This window comes from Aeromonas sp. QDB30 (assembly GCF_027707645.1).
GTDB classification, from domain to species: domain Bacteria; phylum Pseudomonadota; class Gammaproteobacteria; order Enterobacterales; family Aeromonadaceae; genus Aeromonas; species Aeromonas caviae.
In genome coordinates, this window is the sequence record NZ_JAPCIY010000037.1 from 1 (window position 1) to 17,504 (window position 17,504).

Annotated in this window: 15 protein-coding genes; 2 read left to right on the forward strand and 13 right to left on the reverse strand. The window is 66.4% G+C overall.

Features of this window, described 5'->3' with window-relative positions; genetic code table 11:
- Positions 1 to 231: 231 nt before the first annotated feature.
- The 10 genes from PG896_RS12350 to PG896_RS12395 all read right to left on the reverse strand — a co-directional run bounded on the left by PG896_RS12350 (position 232) and on the right by PG896_RS12395 (position 13,028).
- Positions 232 to 1,140 carry a pseudouridine-5'-phosphate glycosidase gene (locus PG896_RS12350; RefSeq protein ID WP_039040336.1) on the reverse strand — a complete coding sequence of 303 codons (909 nt, stop codon included), beginning with the start codon at positions 1,138 to 1,140 and terminating at the stop codon, positions 232 to 234.
- Positions 1,134 to 2,225: a PfkB family carbohydrate kinase gene (locus tag PG896_RS12355; protein ID WP_109113274.1), complete on the reverse strand. Its 1,092-nt coding sequence runs from the start codon at positions 2,223 to 2,225 to the stop codon at positions 1,134 to 1,136. The genes PG896_RS12350 and PG896_RS12355 overlap by 7 nt, the downstream gene beginning before the upstream one ends.
- Positions 2,226 to 2,369: 144 nt before the next feature.
- Positions 2,370 to 2,723 carry a nitrite reductase small subunit NirD gene (gene nirD, locus PG896_RS12360; RefSeq protein ID WP_048208634.1) on the reverse strand — a complete coding sequence of 118 codons (354 nt, stop codon included), beginning with the start codon at positions 2,721 to 2,723 and terminating at the stop codon, positions 2,370 to 2,372.
- Positions 2,724 to 2,770: 47 nt separating this feature from the next.
- The gene (gene nirB / locus PG896_RS12365) at positions 2,771 to 5,353 is read right to left on the reverse strand and encodes a nitrite reductase large subunit NirB (RefSeq protein WP_182954938.1); all 2,583 of its coding nucleotides are present in this window, start codon (positions 5,351 to 5,353) and stop codon (positions 2,771 to 2,773) included.
- A 26-nt stretch (positions 5,354 to 5,379) separates the two neighbouring features.
- Positions 5,380 to 6,201 carry an ABC transporter ATP-binding protein gene (locus PG896_RS12370; RefSeq protein WP_010675449.1) on the reverse strand — a complete coding sequence of 274 codons (822 nt, stop codon included), beginning with the start codon at positions 6,199 to 6,201 and terminating at the stop codon, positions 5,380 to 5,382.
- A gap of 31 nt (positions 6,202 to 6,232) precedes the next feature.
- Positions 6,233 to 7,192: an ABC transporter permease gene (locus PG896_RS12375; protein WP_052815472.1), complete on the reverse strand. Its 960-nt coding sequence runs from the start codon at positions 7,190 to 7,192 to the stop codon at positions 6,233 to 6,235.
- A gap of 14 nt (positions 7,193 to 7,206) precedes the next feature.
- Positions 7,207 to 8,562 carry a CmpA/NrtA family ABC transporter substrate-binding protein gene (locus PG896_RS12380; protein ID WP_270835763.1) on the reverse strand — a complete coding sequence of 452 codons (1,356 nt, stop codon included), beginning with the start codon at positions 8,560 to 8,562 and terminating at the stop codon, positions 7,207 to 7,209.
- A 344-nt stretch (positions 8,563 to 8,906) separates the two neighbouring features.
- Entirely contained in the window at positions 8,907 to 9,491 is a 585-nt protein-coding gene (locus tag PG896_RS12385; RefSeq protein WP_167824667.1) for an ANTAR domain-containing response regulator, read from the reverse strand.
- A 125-nt stretch (positions 9,492 to 9,616) separates the two neighbouring features.
- Positions 9,617 to 10,375 carry a uroporphyrinogen-III C-methyltransferase gene (gene cobA / locus PG896_RS12390; protein WP_270835764.1) on the reverse strand — a complete coding sequence of 253 codons (759 nt, stop codon included), beginning with the start codon at positions 10,373 to 10,375 and terminating at the stop codon, positions 9,617 to 9,619.
- A 28-nt stretch (positions 10,376 to 10,403) separates the two neighbouring features.
- Positions 10,404 to 13,028 (reverse strand): nitrate reductase, encoded by a 2,625-nt coding sequence (locus PG896_RS12395; RefSeq protein ID WP_270835765.1) that lies wholly within the window; start codon positions 13,026 to 13,028, stop codon positions 10,404 to 10,406.
- A gap of 285 nt (positions 13,029 to 13,313) precedes the next feature.
- Here PG896_RS12395 and PG896_RS12400 point away from each other — a divergent pair, with 285 nt between their 5' ends.
- A complete protein-coding gene (locus tag PG896_RS12400; RefSeq protein WP_102948433.1) occupies positions 13,314 to 13,817 on the forward strand; it encodes an RNA methyltransferase in 504 nt (167 codons plus the stop codon).
- A gap of 157 nt (positions 13,818 to 13,974) precedes the next feature.
- On the opposite strand, the gene PG896_RS12405 is transcribed toward PG896_RS12400, so the two are convergent.
- Positions 13,975 to 14,718 carry a hypothetical protein gene (locus PG896_RS12405; protein WP_042016889.1) on the reverse strand — a complete coding sequence of 248 codons (744 nt, stop codon included), beginning with the start codon at positions 14,716 to 14,718 and terminating at the stop codon, positions 13,975 to 13,977.
- Positions 14,719 to 14,912: 194 nt separating this feature from the next.
- On the opposite strand from PG896_RS12405, the gene PG896_RS12410 reads away from it, so the two are divergent.
- A complete protein-coding gene (locus PG896_RS12410; protein WP_041212463.1) occupies positions 14,913 to 15,344 on the forward strand; it encodes a universal stress protein in 432 nt (143 codons plus the stop codon).
- 92 nt (positions 15,345 to 15,436) lie between these two features.
- Here the strand turns inward: PG896_RS12410 and PG896_RS12415 are convergent, their stop codons facing one another.
- The gene (locus PG896_RS12415) at positions 15,437 to 16,072 is read right to left on the reverse strand and encodes a murein L,D-transpeptidase catalytic domain family protein (RefSeq protein ID WP_042016892.1); all 636 of its coding nucleotides are present in this window, start codon (positions 16,070 to 16,072) and stop codon (positions 15,437 to 15,439) included.
- 156 nt (positions 16,073 to 16,228) lie between these two features.
- Entirely contained in the window at positions 16,229 to 17,485 is a 1,257-nt protein-coding gene (locus tag PG896_RS12420; RefSeq protein ID WP_323921375.1) for a glutamate-5-semialdehyde dehydrogenase, read from the reverse strand.
- Positions 17,486 to 17,504 lie beyond the last annotated feature (19 nt).

The following is a 17,504-nucleotide window of genomic DNA, read 5'->3' on the forward strand; positions in this document are numbered from 1 at the left end:
TGCCGATGTGGAGCGGGTGATGTCACTTTGTAGCCGAGATTGGATAAAACTGACCTAATGTTTAATCCGATTGGTATAAAAAGAGGGCCTGCCGGCCCTCTTTTGCATCTTCCGCAAAGGTGTTTACAGGCTGGCGGCAATCTTTGCCCCCAGAGCAGTGCTGTTCAGCACCCGCTGGCTATTAACTGCCAGGGAGTTGCCACCGGTCAGCTCGCACACCCGGACGACCGATCACAGGCTGGCAGCGATGCGCGCCCCCAGCGCGGCGTTGTTCAGCACCAACTGGATATTGGCTGCCAGGGAGTTGCCACCGGTCAGCTCGCACACCCGGGCCAGCAGGAAGGGGGTGGACGCCTTGCCCTTCACCCCCTGCTCGTCCGCCTCTCGCAGTGCCTGGGCAATGGCGGCGTCGATGTCGGCCTTGGGCATGGCAAACTGGGTCGGGATCGGGTTGGCCACTACGGCGCCCCCGGCCAGCCCCAGCTCCCACTTCAGACGCAGCGCCTCGGCGATGGCCGCCGGGCTCTCCAGGCGATAATCCACCTTGAAGCCGCTCTCCCGGGTGTAGAAGGCGGGCAGCTCCTCGGTCTGGTAGCCGATCACCGGCACCCCCTGGGTCTCCAGGTACTCCAGAGTCAGACCGATGTCGAGGATCGACTTGGCGCCGGCGCAGACCACGGCCACCGGGGTCTGGGCAAATTCCTGCAGGTCAGCGGAGATGTCGAAGGTCTCCTGGGCGCCGCGATGCACGCCGCCGATGCCGCCGGTGGCGAACACCCGGATCCCGGCCATGGCGGCCACTATCATGGTGGAGGCTACCGTGGTCGCCCCCAGCCCCTTGTTGGCCAGCACGAAGGGGATGTCGCGACGGCTGCACTTGGTGGCGGCGTGCCCGGCACGGCCCAGCGCCTCCAGGGCCCCCGCATCCAGACCCACCTTGAGGCGGCCATCGATGATGGCGATGGTGGCCGGCACGGCGCCGTTGTCCCGCACCACCTGCTCCACCTGGCGCGCCGTCTCCACGTTCTGGGGATAGGGCATGCCGTGGGAGATGATGGTGGACTCCAGGGCCACCACCGGCTTGCCGGCGGCCAGCGCGGCGGCAACTTCAGGTTGGATATCGAGGTAAGCGTTCAACATGGGTACTCCTCCAGCATGCGTTCAACGGCGGCCTTGGATAGGCCGGAAAAGACGGTATCGGAACAATTGACGGTGAGGGCGGCGCAACCGAGGGCGAACCGGGTTGTCTCCATGATGCCCTGCTCCTGCAACCAGGCGTGGGCCAGCCCTGCCATGAAGGCATCGCCGCCGCCGGTCACGTTGACGACCGGGCTGCCGAGCACGGGCAGATGGCCCTGGCAGGCCCCGTCGCTATAGAAGATCCCCTGATCGCCGAGGCTCAGGAAGAGCCGCTGCACCCCGGCGCGGTGGAACCAGGCCGCCGCCATGGGCCAGGTGTCGGGCCCGCCGATGGTGAAGCCGCACAGCTGCTCCGCCTCGGTGCGATTGGGTTTGAGGGTGTGGATGCGGTGCAGCCAGGGGCGGATCTTCTCCACCTTGGCCACCGACACGGTGTCCACGAAGATGATGTGCTCCCCCTGGCGCTCGAACAGCCAGTCCAGGGTGTGGGTGGCGAGGTTGGTGTCGAGCACCCAGAGCCGGGCCGCGCCAAGAAAACCGCTCAGGGGGGTGAGCCGGGCCGGGGTGAGCTGCTCGATGATCCCCATGTCGTTGACGGCGCAGCTCATCTCGCCGCTGCCATCGTGCAGGCTGAGATAGCAGGAGGTCGATTGACCCTCCAGTACCAGCACCTGGCGCACGTCGACCCCGGCGCGCTGGCTCACCTCCAGCAGGTGGTGGCCGTATTGATCGTTGCCCACCGCAGTCAGCAGCCGGGTGTCGGTGCCAAGGCGCGCCAGGTTCTCGGCGATGTTGCGCCCTACCCCGCCGGCGGAGGTGCGCACCCGGCCCGGGTTGGAATCCCCGATGCGCAGGTTGTCGTGGCTGCTGCCACAGATATCCATGTTGGCGCCGCCTATCACCACGGCGTAGGGGCCTTCGCGCAGCACATAGCCGCGCCCCTGCACATAGCCCTGGCGCATCAGGCTGGAGATGTGGCTCGCCAGCGCGGAGCGGCTGATGCCGAGCCTGTCCGCCAGCTCCTGCTGGGCAATCATGGGATCCTGGCGCAGCAGGGCGAGGATCTCTTGCTCACGTTCCGTCATAGACAAACATCCAGTTACAAACGTTTGTCCATTATTTTCGAAAAACGTTTTCCCGCCATCCTCTCGTACAAGAAATGTCGGGTCGCGCACAAAAAATCACCGGGCAGTGCCCGGCGATCACAACATGGTTTTCAGATGGGCCACTCACCCCAGCTGTACCCAGACCTCGCTCCCCTCCAGCCGCACCGGCCAGCAGGCGACGCTCAGGGCAGGATCGTCCAGACAGCGACCGTCCATCAGGGCGTAGCGCTGCTTGTAAAGCGGCGAGGCGACCACGGGCTCCCCACCGGCATCCCCCACCAGGCCACGCCCCAGCACCGCCACGCCGGCCAGGGGGTCCACCCCGTCCAGGGCATAGACATGCTCCCCGAGGCGAAACAGCGCCAGTACCCGCCCCTCCAGCCAGGCGCTGCGCCCGGCCTGCTCCGGCAGCGCCGCCAGCTCGCACACCCGGTGCCACTGCCCGCAGAGCTGTGCATCGTCCTTGTCATCCTTCATACCACCTCCTTGATACTGATGGCGGGCGTGCAACCCGCTGCCCCCGCTCATACCACCTCCTTGATAGCGATATCCGGCACCCATTGCCCCCGCTCCTCACGGCGCGGCGGCGTCTCGTCCTCGGGCCGGTTGACGAAGGCCTCGAACAGCTTGAGCTTGTCCGGATCCGCCAATGTGCTCTTCCACTCGCACTGCCAGGTGCCGACTATCCCCTCCATCATGGCCTCCAGCTCGGCACCGATGCCGAGCCTGTCCTCGATGATCACCGACTTTAGGTAGTCGAGCCCCCCTTCCATGTTCTCCATCCAGACCGAGGTACGTTGCAGCCTGTCCCCGGTGCGCACGTAGAACATCAGCAGCCGGTCGATGTAGCGGATCAGGGTCTGCTCGTCGAGATCCGTGGCGAACAGGTCGGCGTGGCGCGGCCGCATGCCGCCGTTGCCACACACATAGAGGTTCCAGCCCCGCTCGGTGGCGATGACGCCGATGTCCTTGCTCTGGGCCTCGGCGCACTCCCGGGTGCAGCCTGAGACCGCAAACTTCAGCTTGTGGGGGGCCCGCAGCCCCTTGTAGCGGTGTTCCAGGGTCTGGGTCAGGGTCATGGAGTCCTGCACCCCGTAACGACACCAGGTGGAACCCACGCAGGACTTCACGGTGCGCACCGACTTGCCGTAGGCCTGACCGGTCTCAAAGCCCGCCGCCACCAGCTCGCCCCAGATGGCGGGCAGCTGGTCGACCCGGGCGCCGAAGAGATCGATGCGCTGGCCGCCGGTGATCTTGGTGTAGAGGCCGTACTTGCGCGCCACCTCGCCAATGGTGATGAGCCCCTCCGGGGTGATCTCCCCCCCCGGGATGCGCGGCACCACCGAATAGGTGCCGTCCTTTTGCAGGTTCGCGAGGAAAGCGTCGTTGGTGTCTTGCAGGGCGCGGTGGGGCTTCTCCAGCACGTGCTCGTTCCACAGCGACGCCAGGATGGAGGCCACCGTCGGCTTGCAGATGTCGCACCCCAGCCCCTGGCCGTGCTTGTCCCGCAGCGCCTCGAAGCTCTTCAGCTCGCCGACCCGGGCCAGGTGATAGAGCTCTTGACGGCCGTAGGCAAAGTGCTCGCACAACCCCTTGTCCGCCTCAACGCCAAGGTCCGCCAGGGTCTGATCCACCACCTGCTTGAGCAGGTTGCTGCAACCGCCGCAGCCGGTGCCGGCCTTGGTGCAGCTCTTCACCGCCGAGAGCTCGTGATTGCCCGCCCGAACGGCGGCCACCACGTCCCCTTTGCTCACGTTGTGGCAGGAGCAGAGAATGGCGCTGTCCGGCAGCACCAGGGGCGCGGGGGCGGCCCCTGCCTCCCCCACCAGCAGGGAGAGCGGCGGCTGGGGCAGCGCCACCCCGTTCTGGTAGTACTGCAGCAGCCGCTCGTAATCGGCCCCGTCCCCCACCAGGATGGCGCCGAGCAGGCGATTGCCCTCGCCGTCGGTCACCAGCTTCTTGTAGATGCCGTTGACCCTGTCCAGCAGCAGCAACTCCTGGGCGCCGGCGGTGTTGGCGTGGGCATCGCCGATGGAGCCCACGTCCACCCCCATCAGCTTGAGCTTGGTGGACATGTCGGCCCCGATAAAGCGGGTCTCGCCGCCGCACAGACTGGCCACTGCGGCCCGGGCCATCTGGTAGCCGGGAGCCACCAGGCCGAAGATGCGCCCCTGCCAGAGCGCGCACTCGCCGATGGCGAGGATGGCGGGATCCGAACTGTGGCAGCCGTCGTCGATGCAGATGCCGCCGCGCTCCCCGACCTCCAGCCCGGATTGCCGGGCCAGGGTGTCGGCGGGGCGGATCCCCGCCGAGAACAGCAGCACGTCGGTCTCAATGTGGGAACCGTCCTTGAAACGCAGGCGATGACGGGCCTGCTCCCCCTGCTCGATGCACTCGGTGGCTTTCTCCACCAGCACCTCGACCCCGAGGGCCTGGATCTTGTCCCGCAGCACGGCGCCGCCGCTCTCGTCGAGCTGCACCGGCATCAGCCTGGGGGCGAACTCCACCACCTGGGTCTTGAGGCCGAGCAAGCGCAGGGCGTTGGCCGCCTCCAGCCCCAGCAGGCCGCCACCGATGACCACGCCGCTGCGGGCCTGGGCGCAGGCATCGCGGATGGCGGCGAGATCTCCCAGGGTGCGATAGACGAAGCAGCCCTCTCGCTGATGACCGGGGATGGGGGGCACGAAGGGGACCGAGCCGGTCGCCAGCACCAGACGGTCGTAAGGGAACTGCTCGCCGTTGGCCAGCGTCAGGGTGCGGGCCGCCCGGTCGAGCACCTCCACCTCGGCCCCCAGTCGCAGCGCAATGCCGCTCTCCTCATACCAGGCGGGATCCGCCATGCGCAGGGCCTGGGGCGCCTTGCCGCCGAATACCTCGGACAGATGCACCCTGTCGTAGGCGGGGTCAGGCTCGGCGCCAAACACCGTCACCTCAAACCGCTCGAGGCCGCCCGCCGCCACCAGCTGTTCGACGAAGTGATGGCCCACCATGCCGTTACCCACCACCAGCAGCCGTTGCTTGTCGGCCGTGTCGGCGGAACCACTGTTCTGGCGACCGAGCAGGCCCATGCCGTCCTCTGTCACCCACTGTTGCTCTTTGTCAGTCATGTCTCTCTTCCTTGAATCCGGCGGGCTCAGGCGCGCAGCTTGCTGCGCACCTGCCCGGCTGCCTTGAGGGGGGTCACCTTGCGTTGCTTCTCGTAGAGGAAGCGCAGCACCTGCTGGCGCAGCTTGTGGTAGTGGGGATCGTCCGCCAGGGCGACCCTGTCTCTGGGCCTTGGCAGGTCCACGGTCAGGATCTCCCCGACGGTGGCGCTGGGGCCATTGGTCATCATGACGATGCGATCGGAGAGCAGCACCGCCTCGTCCACGTCGTGGGTGATCATGATGACGGTGTTGCCAAGCTCCGCCTGGATCGCCATCAGGGCGTCCTGCAGATGGGCCCGGGTCAGGGCATCGAGGGCGCCGAACGGCTCGTCCATCAGCAGCACCTTGGGGGAGAGCGAGAGGGCGCGGGCGATGCCGACCCGCTGCTTCATCCCCCCCGACAGCTCGTGGGGCATCTTTTGGCTGGCGTGATCCATCTGCACCAGGGAGAGGTAGTAGTCCACCCGCTCCGCCACCGCCCGCTTGTCAGACTCCACCTGGGCCACCGCCAGCGCCACGTTCTGCTGGACGCTGAGCCAGGGCAGCAGGGCGTGGTTCTGGAACACCATGGCCCGCTCGGGCCCCGGCCCCGCCACCTCGCGGCCATCCAGGATGATTCCCCCCAGAGTCGGCTCCAGCAGCCCGGCCACCAGGTTGAGCACAGTGCTCTTGCCGCAGCCCGAGTGACCGATGAGGGAGACGAACTCCCCCTTCTCGATGCGCAGGTTGACCCGACTCAAGGCCTCGAAGCTGCCCTGCTCCGTCTCGAACGAGATGCCGACGTCGCTTATCTCCAGATAACTCTTCATTGGCTCTTCTCCTGCCTGAATAGAAATGTGATTAACGCAGCACCTGGCGCTTGTCCCAGGACAACCACTGCTGCAGGGCCAGCATGCCCCTGTCCAGGGCGCAGCCGATGAGGCCTATGGTGATCACCGCCACCATGATGCGGGCCAGAGACGCAGAGCCGCCGCTCTGGAACTCGTCCCACACGAACTTGCCGAGCCCCGGGTTCTGGGCCAGCATCTCCGCCGCGATCAGCACCATCCAGGCCACCCCCAGGGAGAGCCGCAGCCCGGTGAAGATCATGGGCAGGGCCCCGGGCAGCACGATGCGCCGCACGTGGGTCACAAAGGAGAGGCGCAGCACTCGGCTGACGTTGTGCAGATCCCCATCCAGCCCCGCCACCCCCACCGCCGTGTTGATCAGGGTCGGCCAGAGGGAGCAGAGGGTCACCGTCAGGGCCGAGGTGAGGAAGGACTTGGCAAGCCAGGGGGCGGGATTGGCGTAGAGGGCGCTCACCACTAGCGTGATGAGGGGCAGCCAGGCCAGCGGCGACACCGGCTTGAGCAACTGGATCACCGGGTTGGCGGCGCGATAGAGCCCCTGATTCATGCCGAGCAGCACCCCGCACGGAATGGCGATCAGGGTCGCCAGCGCGAAGCCGCACAGCACGGTGAGCAGGCTGGTGGCTATCTGATCGAAGAAGGTGGGGCGTCCTGTGTAGGGACGCAGCTTCACCTCGGCCGCCGGATCCGCCGCCAGCCTTGCCGCATTGCGCACCTGCTGGCGTTCGAGGAAGGCCGCCGCCTTCTCCCGCTCCTGCAGATGCTCCTGCCCGAGGGACCAGAGCTGGCTGGCGGTGGCGAGCGGCCCCGGCAGGGTGCCCAGACTGGTCTGCACCTGGCTCGCCCCCCACTGCCAGAGGCCGAGGAAGAGCAGCACGCCGAGCAGGGGCTGCACCATGATTTTCCAGTTGATGGCTTTTAAATGGATGAGGGGCCATGTGTGTCGTTTCATCGGGATCTCCTTGCTCATTGCACCCGCTCATCGCCCTTGAGGCCGATGGCGAACTGTTGCAGGTAGGCGTTGGGGTGGCGGCCGTCGTAGATGAGGCCGTCGATGAAGCCATCCTGGGGGCCGCGATAGCCCTGCTCGCTGGCAAAGTCGGGGAAGTCGGTGGCCTTGAGCTTGCCCTCGGCGATGAGGGCCTCGGCGGCCTGGCGATAGACATCCGGTTGATAGACGGCCTTGGCCACCTGCTCGAACCAGGCGTCCGGTCTGGCTTCGGGGATCTGGCCCCAGCGCCGCATCTGGGTCAGGTACCAGATGGCGTCGGAGTAGTAGGGATAGGTGGCGTGGTGGCGGAAGAAGACGTTGAAATCCGGCACCTGGCGCTTGTCCCCCCTGGCGTACTCGAAGGTGCCCGTCATGGAGCTGGCGATCACCTGCTCGTCCGCCCCCACGTACTCGGGTTTGGCCAGCAGCTTGGCCGCCGCGCGCCGGTTGCCGTTGTCGTCTGCATCCAGCCACCAGGCCGCCCGCAGCAGCGCCTTCACCAGCCGCACATGGGTGTTGGGGTGACGCTCGGCCCACTGCCGGGTGACGCCGAACACCTTCTCCGGGTTGTTGCGCCAGATCTCGTTATCCGTGATGACGGGCACCCCTATGCCCCTGGCGACCGCCTGCTGGTTCCAGGGCTCCCCCACGCTGTAGCCGGCGATGGTCCCCGCCTCCAGGGTGGCGGGCATCTGGGGGGACGGCGTCACCGACAGCAGCACGTCCGCCTGGCGCTGGCCCGAGTTGTCGCCGAGCCGGGGTGCATAGAAACCGGGGTGCAGGCCGCCTGCCGCCAGCCAGTACCTCAGCTCGTAGTTGTGGGGGGAGACGGGGAAGACCATCCCCATGTTGAAGGGCTTGCCCCCCTGGCGATACTCCGCCACCACGGGCTTAAGGGCGGCGGCGCTCACCGGGGGCGGCACCTGGCCCGCCTGCGGCCTGGGCAACTGGGGCGCCATGGCGGCCCAGACGCTGTTGGCCACCGTGATGGCGTTGCCGTTGAGATCCATGGCAAACGCCGTCACCAGCTCAGCCTGGGTGCCGATGCCGATGTGGGCCGCCAGGGGCTGGCCCGCCAGCATCTGGGCGCCGTCCAGCTCGCCGTCTATCACCCTGTCCAGCAGTATTTTCCAATTTGCCTGGGCTTCGAGGGTCACGTAGAGCCCCTCATCCTCGAAATAGCCCCGCTCGTAGGCCACCGCCAGCGGCGCCATGTCGGTCAGCTTGATGAAGCCGAGCCTGAGCTCCTCCTGCTCCGGGGCTCCCAGTGCCAGCACCGGCAGCGACAGCGCCGCCAGCAGCAGCCCCGCACATCCTTGTCGTCCGTTCATTACATCTCCTCCCTCGGTTCCGGGTCAGGGCCATGGCGCCAGACTGCCTGGAATCGCAGTGCCACCTCGTTGCAGCGCTGCGACCCAAGGTGCGTCGCGACCAAAAAAAAGCCCCGCCGATCCGGGATCGGCGGGGCTTCTTTGCCCTGTTGCGGGTGAGTGACCTGACCGGCCCCTCACTGCGCATCGTTACTTCATTGCTATCGTGTTTTTGTTATTCACTTTCCGTGCCAGCTCGTCCAGGGTGCATCAGGCGGCCCTTTGCGGTCTGTGGTGCCCTGATCCTCCCTCAAATTTGCCTCAATTAGGCGCAGTTGCACCAAAAAGGTTGGCCACGGGAGCGCTCAGGCGGGCAAAGCCTGCAGCAGTTGCCGCGCCAGCTCCCCCAGGCTCAGGTGGCGGCTCATGGCGGTGCTGCGCATCAGGCGATAGGCCTGCTCCTCGTCCAGCCCCTGATGGCGCATCAGCCGCCCCTTGGCCTGCTCGATGAGCCGCCTATCCTCCAGCTTCTGGCGCAGCTCGCTCTCGGTCTGCATCAGGGCCTGCACCATGGCGAGCTGACTGCGGGCCAGGCGCAGCCACTGCTCCACCGGCTCACGCTCGCCGCAAGGGTGGGGTACCAGCAACACCCCCTGCTGCAACAGGGCGAGCTGGGTATCGCCCCCCAGCCGCTCGCAGAACAAGAGGCGCGGCATGTCGGGCCAAAGGGAGAGGCCAAGGCGTACCTCGGCGCTGAACTGGCGGCAACTGACGAGCAGGGCATCCCCCCTCTGCGTCGGCGTCAGCAACTGGCGGGTATCGAGGATCCCGGGCTGATGGCCGTAGTGACTGACCAGCAGGGCCAGGCGGTTCGCCTGGCCCGGGTCATCGGCGTGGATCAACAGCCGGGAAGCGGGGCCGTCCTGGCCCCGGGTGGAAAAAGTGGTCATGGCGCTCCTTGTCGGCGACGATCGCGTTCTGTCTGGCGAAAATGCCGCAACATGAAGGCCAACTCTTTGAATCTACCTCCTTTTTATCTATCAGGAGGTAGTGGGGGTAGAGGGACAATCGCCCCTCAGGCGACCCGTTCCAGGGCCTCCGTCAGCAGCCCCTGCAGCTCGGCGCGAAGGCGCACCACTTCCCCCACTATGATCAGCACCGGGCTCTGGCCGAGCAGGGCCAGGGCGGCCTGCGCCAGACCGTCGAGCGTGGTCTCGTGCACCTGCTGGCGGGCGCTGCACCCGGCCACCACCAGGGCCACCGGCACATCCAGTGAGGCCCCCGCCGCCAGCAGCCCCTGCCGGATCTGGGCCGCCCGCTCCAGCCCCATGTAGAACACCAGGGTGTGGCCCGCCCGGGTCAACCCCTGCCAGCCCTGATAGTCGCGCTCGTCCATCAGGTGGCCGGTGACCAGGGTCAGGGAGCGGGCCAGCCCCCTGTGGGTCAGGGGAATGAAGCTGCTGGCGGCGCACCCCAGGGCCGCCGTGATCCCCGGCACCAGCTCGGCCTCGATGCCGTGCCGGGCAAGGTGCAGCGCCTCCTCGCCGCCACGGCCGAACACCAGGGGATCCCCCCCCTTGAGGCGCACCACCCGCTTGCCGGTGCGGGCCAGGGCCAGCAGCAGGGCGTTGATCTCCTCCTGGGTCGGGCTCGGCTCGCCGCAGCGCTTGCCCACGTCGAACCGGGCCGCCCCCTGGGGAATGCGTGCCAGGATCTCGCTCCCCACCAGGCGGTCATAGACCACCACCTCCGCCGCCTCGATGCGTTGCAGGGCGCGCAGGGTCAACAATTCGAGGGGGCCGGGGCCCGCTCCCACCAGACTGATTTGGCTCATCTCAGGCTCCTTGTGTCCTGGCACCGCACTAAGCGGATGCCAGGAAAACATGTTTGATCAACAGCTTGTCGATTTCGGGTAGGCAGGTGCCGCAGTTGCTGCCACAGCCGAGCAGGGCCTGCAGCCCCGCCAGCTCGCTCACCCCCTGCCGGGTGATGGCATCGACGATGCGCTGCTCCGAGACCCGCAGGCAGGAGCAGACCAGCCGGCTCTCCCCGGCCAGGGCCTGGCTCAGTGTCTGGCTCAAGGCCCCCGCCTGGAGCGGCGTGCCGAGCAGACTGGCCAGCAGGTCGACCTTGATGTCCGGGCGCCGCTCCCCCACCAGCAGGATCCCCTCGATGCGATCCCCGGCCAGGGCCACGGCCAGCCACCCCTCCTTCATGGGCAGCCTGAGCCAGTGCCCCTCTGCCCCCAGCCGTTGCCACAGGCGCTCTGGGCTCTCTGACCAGGAGGCCAGCAGGGTGCAGTTCCCCTCGGGCAGGGGGCGCCTGGCCCACCAGTCCCCCCCCTCGCACCAGTCATGGCGGCCACACCAGAGCCCCTGCCAGCGGGTGGGCTGCGCCCTGGCCTGCACCCGCCCCTGCTTGAACATGGGCTGGCCCGAGAGGGGATCCACCACGGGGGCGATGAGGCGGTTGACCGCCCCCTGGCTGCACTGGCTGTCGGTCCAGTGCATGGGCAGGAAGGCCTCCCCCTCCCTGAGCCCCTCGTCCAGCCCCACCAGCAGCAGCGCCTCCCCGAGCTCGTTGCAAAGGCGCACCAGGTCCCCCTCCTTCACGCCAAGCGCCAGCAGGCTGGCGGCCCCCATCCGCACCCTGGGCCAGGGCTCGGCCTCCTGCAACCGGGGCACATGGCCGGTGCGGGTCATGGTGTGCCACTGATCCCGCAGCCGCCCGCTGTTGAGGAGCAGGGAGACAGCCCCTGCAAGCGGGGGCGTTTCTGACTGCTCGGGGAAGCGCTGGGCCAGGGGCAGCAGGCGGGCCCGGCCATCCGGGGTGGCAAAGCGCCCGTCCTCGAACAAGCGATCACGCCCTTTGGGCCAGCGGGCGTTGACGGGCCAGCGCAGGGGAGAAAGGGACTCGAATTCGGCACGGGTGAGACCCGCCAGCCCGGAGATGTCGAACTGGCGGGATCCGTCGTTCTCAAACCCGGAGAGGGCGGCATGCTCGCAGAAGATCTCGTGCTCGTGCTCATAGGCGAACCCCTCGCCAAAGCCGAGCCGACGGGCGAGCCGGGTCAGGGCCCACCAGTCTGGCCTGGCCTCCCCCGGCAGGGGCAGGAAGGCGCGCTGGCGGCTGATGGTGCGCTCGGAGTTGGTGACGGTGCCGCTCTTCTCCCCCCAGGCGGCGGCAGGCAACAGCAGGTGGGCGAGGCGCGCCGTGTCGGTGTTGGCCGTCACCTCGGAGACCACCAGCAGCTCGCAGCGGCTCAGGGCCTCGCGCACCCGGTTGCCGTCCGGCAGGGAGACCGCCGGGTTGGTGCCGAGCACCCAGAGCGCGCGGATCTCCCCCCGGTGCACCGCCTCGAACAGCTCGACGGCCTTGTGCCCCGGCCCGCGCACCATGGTCGGGCTTCCCCAGAAGCGCTGTACCCGATCGCACTCGGCCTCGCCAAAGCCCATGTGGGCGGCGAGCTGGGTCGCGAGCCCCCCCACCTCACGCCCTCCCATGGCGTTGGGTTGCCCCGTCATGGAGAAGGGAGCCGCCCCCGGCTTGCCGATGCGACCACACATCAGGTGGGCGTTGATGATGGCGTTGGCCTTGTCCACCCCCTGGTTGGACTGGTTGATCCCCTGGCAGAACAGGGTGACGGTCTTGGGGGTGCGGGCAAAGAGCTGGTAGAAACCGAGCAGATCGCTGCGGGAGAGGCCGCAGCTGCGGGCCACCTCGTCCAGTTGCCAGGCGGGGTCGTCCAGCGCCCCCGCCAGCGCCTCAAAGCCGCTCACATGCTGCGCAACATAAGCCTTGTCCCAGCCATCGACATCGAGCAGGTAGCGGCACAGGCCGTTCCAGAGCGTCACGTCGCTGCCGGGTTTGAGTGCCAGATGCAGATCCCCCTGCTCCGCCGTCATGGTGCGGCGGGGATCCAGCACCACCAGCCTGAGCTCGGGGCGCCGCGCCCTGGCCTGCTGCAGGCGGCGAAACAGCACGGGATGGGTCCAGGCGGTGTTGGCACCGGTGAGCACCACCAGATCGGCGAGCTCGAGATCCTCGTAACAGGCGGGCACCAGATCCTCCCCGAAGGCGCGCTGGTGGGCCACCACCGCCGACGACATGCAGAGCCGGGAGTTGGTGTCCACGTTGGCACTGCCGAGGTACCCCTTCATCAGCTTGTTGGCGACGTAGTAATCCTCGGTGGTGAGCTGGCCCGACAGATAGATGCCGATGGCATCCGGCCCGGACTCGGCCAGGATGGCGGCAAAACGCTCCGCCAGGGTGTCCAGGGCCTCCTCCCAGCCGATGCGCTGCCCCATCCAGCGCGGATAGAGCAGGCGGTCGGGAAAGGCCAGGCTCTCCAGCAGGCTGGCCCCCTTGACGCACAGGGCGCCGCCATTGGCCGGATGCTGCTCATCCCCCTGCAACTGCCAGTTGTCTCCCTCCCGGCTCAGCCGGATGCCGCACCCCACTCCGCAATAGGCACAGGTGGTCTTCATTCCCTTGCTCCTTGTCATGTGTCTGACGAGGGGCCCATAAAAAAAAGCGTCCGCCCCCCTGCGGGGACGGACGCCTTTGTCCGGATGCCTCATCGTCTTGTATGGGGAAGTGACTGCAAACCCCGCGCCAGGATGCAAGGGGCGCCGCCATTGCGCATCAGGGGGTCGGGCTGCGCCGCCACGGTGCAGCCGCCCCCTTGTTGGGCCCGCCTTGCGGGAATCCGCCCCGCACGCTGGGCAAGGGGCCCACCGGGGGTATAATGCGCCGCCACACAGGAGAGAGAGATGAAAGTGTCAGATGAAGGCGCTGCCTGGCAGCACCGGGCAGATGCCCGGGAGAGAGGGGACTATTGCGCCATCGGGCTGGTCAATCCCAAATCCCCGGAGAACGTGGGTGCCGTGATGCGGGCCGCCGGCTGCTACGGGGCGGACGAAGTCTACTACACGGGGCAGCGCTTCGAGCTGGCGAGGCGTTTTGTCACCGACACCAAGCAGATGGTGGAGAAGATCCCCCTGCTCGGGGTCGAGGAGCTGCTGGACTTCGTGCCCGAGGGCTGCACCCCAGTGCTGGTGGATCTGATCGAGGGGGCCACGCCCCTGCCGGATTACGTGCACCCCGAGAGAGCCTTCTACATCTTCGGCCCGGAGGATGGCACCCTGGAACCCGCCCGCTTCGCGGCGGTGAAGGAGGTCATCTATGTGCCGACTCAGGGTTGCATGAACCTGGCCGCCTCGGTCAACGTCATCCTCTATGACAGGTTGGCCAAGACGCTCAGAGCCAAAGGCTGAGGCAGGACAAGACGTTATCTATGTGGCCAGACCGACAGGCTGCATGCACCTCACCGCCTCGGTCAACGTCATCCTTTATGACCGGTTGGCCAAGACGCTCAGAGCCAAAGGCTGAGGCAGGACAAGAGGGGCCCGATGACGGCATCAGGCCCGACAGCTAGGGCTGTGGCTTGTTCGCCCGCACCACCTGTTCCCTGAGAAAGTCCTGGTAGTAGTCGTAGAGCTTGTTCTGCCGATAGATCTCCGCCAGCTTGCCCTGCCTTATCAGTGTGCGCATGCCGGGATCCCAGAGCCCGTGCAACTCCCTGCCCTTCGGGGTATCGGCGAAGATGGGGTAGGTCGGGATCCAGCGCAGGAATACCTGTACCAGCTCGGGGGGAAGGGAGCCTTCGGGGTAGAGGGCGCCGTCGGTCAGGTAGTAGCGGTAACGCCCCTTGATCAGCAATTGCAGCGCCATCTCGTGGCTGTCTATCTCGAACCAGCGCATCGGCTCCGGGATGAACTTGTCAAAGGCCCACCCCCTCAGCCAGAGCACCTCCTGCTCCTTGAGGCTGTGCTCCCCTGCCCAGTGCGGCAGCCAGCGCTTTTGCATCACCACGCTCACGTAGTCCGCCGAGTCGGGGTAGTCGGGCTGATGGACCCCGGGCACTTCTCCCCGATAGACCCCCATCGCCATGTCCCCCTCCTTTTGCGACACCACCGCCAGTGCCCGTTTGTAAGGCACCATGTGAAGCTTCACCTCGTGCCCCAGGGGTTCATAGATGGCTCGAACCACATCCAGATAGACCCCCTTGCCGTCCCGGTGACAGAAGCCGGGCCAGTCGTCGCAATAGACGTGTATGGTGTCTGCCCGCACGAACGAGGTGATCAGCAGGCAACAGAACAGAAAAAGACGAACCATGAATATCCTCAGTGATATGGCACTCGGCAGATGCTCACCGCCGGACGGCCCGTTCAGGCATACAGATAGCATAGAAAAACAGAGTCCCGGCCGACATTTTCCCCATTTTGCGAGCGGGTCGAGGGTTATTGTCGCCCCACAGCGTATCATGGCAAACAAGATTCATTAGTAGCCCAACTTGAGGGGAGATTCTCATGCCAACCATCAAATCCCTGCTCTGCCCCGTCGATTTCTCCGAGATGTCCAGAGCGGTACTCGACTACGCCGTCTTCATGGCCAACACCCACCAGGCCGAGCTCAAACTGGTCCACGTGGTGGATCAGCTGCACGGCTTCGACAGCTACAAGATCCTGCACATGACGGCCATCGAGATCACCCACGAGATGGAACGCCAGGCCAAGAGTCAGCTCAAGGAACTGGTCGCCTGCCTGCCCATTCCGGCCAAGTTCGAGGTCCGTTTTGGCCGCGCCGCCGATGAAATCGTCCTCCAGGCGAAGGAAGACAAGGTGGATCTCGTGGTCATGGGCAGCCATGGCCGCTCCGGCATCACCCACCTGCTGGTGGGCAGCGTGGCGGAATCCGTGGTGCGCCACGCTCCCTGCCCTGTGCTGGTGGTCCGCAAATAACCCCCGCCTGATGCGCCAAGGCCAGCATATGCTGGCCTTTTTGCTGTTCATTGCCATGGGATGCTCATCGCAGCACACTCGCGGGCAGGCTCTCAGCCATGGGCATAGATGACGCTCCCTCCCTTGATGGTGTCGATAATGGCCCTGGACTGCTCCCTTGGCAGGGCCGGGCATCCCCAGCTGCGCCCCAGCTTGTCAAACTTCTGCAGATGCCTGGGGCTGGCGTAGTCCGCCCCGTGCACCACGATGGCGCGCTTGCGGGCATTGCTGTTCTTGCCGGGACTGAGGCCGTCGAGACGCAGGGAGTAACCGTGCTTGCCCTGATAGGTCTCGGCGGTGCGGTAGACCCCCAGGGAACTTTGCCGGGAATTCATCTGATTGGAGAACTGGCGGGCGGCCAGCTCCCCCGAATTGCGGCCGTGGCTGACCCAGGTGTGGTAGAGCAGCTTGTGGCGCTTGACGTCGATGACGAACAGCCGGCGCATGGTCGAGGGCTTGCTGTAGTCGATGATGGTGAGAATGGGTTTTCGCTTGTGGCGCACGCTCTGGTAACCGTCCAGGGCCTTGCGAAACACGCGGCTGTCGAGCTTGCCGGCCAGCCCGAGCTGACGATAGAGATCCTGGTCCCAGCTGGCGTGGCTGGCGCCGCTGAAACAGAGCGCCCCCAGCAGCAGTGGCAGGCTCAGCCAGAGGCTGCCCCACCACGCACTCCTATCCTGTCCCTTCATCCTTGAAGTTGCTCCCCTTGCTGTCGCTGGCCTGATGCCCCGGGTGACACCGCATCCTGCTGGATAGTTATATGCAAGCCATTGATTGCGAGCAATAAAAAAGCACAAAAATGCCGACCTGAGTCGGCATTGTCCTGCTTGCTGAGCGTGCCTGGATCAGGCACGGCTGAGATAATCCGCCTGCCCCACCCACTTGTAGCTGGTGAGTTCGGTCAGCCCCATGGGGCCACGGGCGTGAAGCATCTGGGTCGAGACCGCCACCTCGGCCCCGAGGCCAAACTGGCCGCCGTCGGTGAAGCGGGTAGAGGCGTTGACATAGACCGCCGCCGAACCGGCCCCGTTGACGAAACGCTCGGCATTGGCGAGGGAGTTGGTCAGGATGGCATCGGAGTGGCCGGCGTTGTGCTCGCGCATATGGGTGAGCGCCTCGTTGACGTCCGCCACCACCTTGACCCCCAGGGTCAGCCCCAGCCACTCGGTGTCGAAATCTTCCGGCCCCGCGTCGCACAGGTTGTCGCTGCCAGCCAGCAGCGCCATGGCATTGGGCGCACCCACCAGGGTCACCTTGCGCTCGTTCATCAGAGCCACCAGTTGCGGCAGCAAGGTGGCCGCCACCTTCTCGTGTACCAGCAGGGTATCGAGGGCGTTGCAGGCGGAGGGGCGCTGCACCTTGGCGTTCTCGATGACCGCCAGGGAACGCGCCAGATCGGCGCTCTCGTCCACGAAGATATGGCTGATACCGAACCCGCCGATGATGACGGGGATGGAGCTGTTCTCCTTGCACATCTTGTGAAGACCCGCGCCACCGCGGGGGATGATCATGTCCACGTAGCGGTCGAGGCGCAGCAACTCGGCCACCAGCGCCCTGTCCGGGTTGTCGATGTACTGCACCGCCGCCTCGGGCAGACCGGACGCCGCCAGGGCATGCTGGATCACCCGCACCAGCTCCAGGTTGGAGTGGAAGGTCTCGCGACCACCGCGCAGAATGCTGGCGTTGCCGGTCTTGAGGCAGAGGCTGGCGATGTCGATGGTGACATTGGGGCGCGCCTCGTAGATGACGCCGATGACCCCGATGGGCACCCGGCGACGGGAGAGGCGCAGGCCATTCTCCAGCACCCGGCTGTCGATTTCGGCCCCGACCGGATCGTCCAGGGTGATCACCTTGCGCACATCCGCCACTATGCCGGCAAGGCGCGCCGGGTTGAGCAGCAGGCGATCCAGCATGGCTTCCGTGAGCCCCGCCTCGCGCCCGGCGGCAATGTCTTTCTCGTTGGCCGCCAGGATCTGGGCACTGCGTGCTTCCAGTTCATCGGCGATGGCCGCCAGCGCCCGGTTCTTCTGTGCCGTGCTGACGGTGGCCAGTTGATAGGCGGCTTCACGGGCCGCCTGCCCCATTTTCTCCAGACTCATCACAGTTCCCTTTTGTTCATGC